Origin of the sequence: Microbacterium sp. Leaf351, from assembly GCF_001423825.1 — a bacterium.
Classification (GTDB): Bacteria; Actinomycetota; Actinomycetes; order Actinomycetales; family Microbacteriaceae; genus Microbacterium; species Microbacterium ginsengisoli.
The window spans coordinates 78,860-80,430 of the sequence record NZ_LMPK01000002.1 but is presented as its reverse complement, the minus strand read 5'-3'; the positions used below and the strand labels follow the sequence as shown (position 1 = coordinate 80,430).

Here is a 1,571-nt window from a genome sequence, read left to right as displayed (position 1 = left end):
ACGAGTCGGGCAGCCAGAAGGAGAGTGGGAACACGGCCGCCTTGATGCCGAAGGCGAGCAGCAGCATGAGATGCAGCACGAGCTGCACAGAGGGCGGCTGCAGCGCCATGCGCTCGGCGATCTGCGCCATGTTCACCGTGCCGAGCGCCGCGTAGATGGCCGCGATCGCCGAGAGGAACAGCACCGAGGAGACGAGCGAGACGACGATGTACACGACGCCCGAGCGGATGCGCGCCTCGGTGCCGCCGAGCGTGATGAGCACGTACGACGCGACCAGCAGGATCTCGAATCCGACGTAGAGGTTGAAGAGGTCGCCCGCGATGAACGCGGTGTAGATGCCCGCCGCGAGGATCAGATACGAGGGGTGGAAGATCGAGACCGGGGTGTCCTCGTCGCCGTCGGCAGCGCCCTGGCCGACCGAGAACAGCAGCACCGCGAGCAGCACAATGCTGGAGATCACCACGAGCAGCGCCGCGAGGGTGTCGACGTACAGCACGATGCCGAACGGCACCGGCCACCCGGCGACCGCGACCGCGAGCGGGGCGTGGGCGTCGACGTAGACCAGCAGCACCGACGCGATCACGAGCACCGCGGTCAGCGTGACGATCGACACCCACACCTGCACGCGCCGACGACGACCGAAGATGAGCGCGACGGCCGCGCCGAGCAGCGGCAGCGTGGTCAGCAGGGGGACGAGGGAGCTCACGAGTCATCCCCCCGTCGTCCGTCACCGGTGGGCCGGTCGGTCGGCGCGTCGTCGGCGAGTGCATCGAAGTCGAGGCTCGAGAGCACGGTGATCGGGGCGACCTCCGAGTCGACGAAGTCGGTCGTGGCGTCGTCGTCCTGCTCGGTGATCTCGTCCTCCGTCTCGAGAGCGTCGGCCGGCTCGGCGGCCCGTTCGCGCAGCGCGACGTCGGCCTCGTCGTCCTCGACGGTGTCGGCCTGGCCCAACTGCCACGAGCGGTAGATCAGCGCCAGCAGGAACGCCGAGACCGCGAACGTGATGACGATGGCGGTGAGCGAGAGGGCCTGCGGCAGCGGATCCGAGAAGGACGCGGCATCCTCGGCAGACCCGAAGAAGGGGGCGACGCCGGGCTTGCCGAGCACGATCAGCAGCAGCAGGTTCGCGCCGTTGCCGAGCAGCAGGAAGCCGATCAGCACGCGCGTGAGCGAGCGCTCGAGCATGGCGTAGACGCCGCAGGCGAACAGCGCCGCCATCACGACGATGAGCACGACCGAGACGCTCATTGCACGCTCACCCCCCGGGCACGCAGCTCCTGCGTCTGACGGTCGACCTCGGCGCCGAGGCTGCGCAGCACGTCGAGCACGAGCCCGATGACCACGAGGTAGACCCCGATGTCGAAGATGGTCGACGTCACGAACTCGATGTGCCCGATGACGGGGATATCGGCCTCGAGGATGCCGCTGGTCAGCGGGGCCTCACCGAACAGCAGCGGCACGATCGCGCAGGCGACCGCGAGGGTCATGCCGACGCCGAGCAGGCGTCCGGCGTCGGTGGGCGCGGCGGCGCCGAGCTCGTAGCGGCCGCCCGCGATGTAGCGCATGACCAG

Annotated in this window: 3 protein-coding genes; all 3 read right to left on the bottom strand. The window is 69.3% G+C overall.

Annotation, left to right across the window (positions count from 1 at the left end; translation table 11 throughout):
- Positions 1-706, bottom strand: a 706-nt coding sequence (locus ASG00_RS16125; RefSeq protein ID WP_268771836.1) for a proton-conducting transporter transmembrane domain-containing protein, incomplete at its 3' end; no start/stop codon positions are given.
- Positions 703-1,248: a Na(+)/H(+) antiporter subunit C gene (locus tag ASG00_RS00870; RefSeq protein ID WP_045247939.1), complete on the bottom strand. Its 546-nt coding sequence runs from the start codon at positions 1,246-1,248 to the stop codon at positions 703-705. The genes ASG00_RS16125 and ASG00_RS00870, both read right to left, overlap by 4 nt.
- A partial coding sequence (locus ASG00_RS16120) for an MnhB domain-containing protein (protein ID WP_327037449.1) occupies positions 1,245-1,571 on the bottom strand: 327 nt, incomplete at its 5' end. The genes ASG00_RS00870 and ASG00_RS16120, both read right to left, overlap by 4 nt.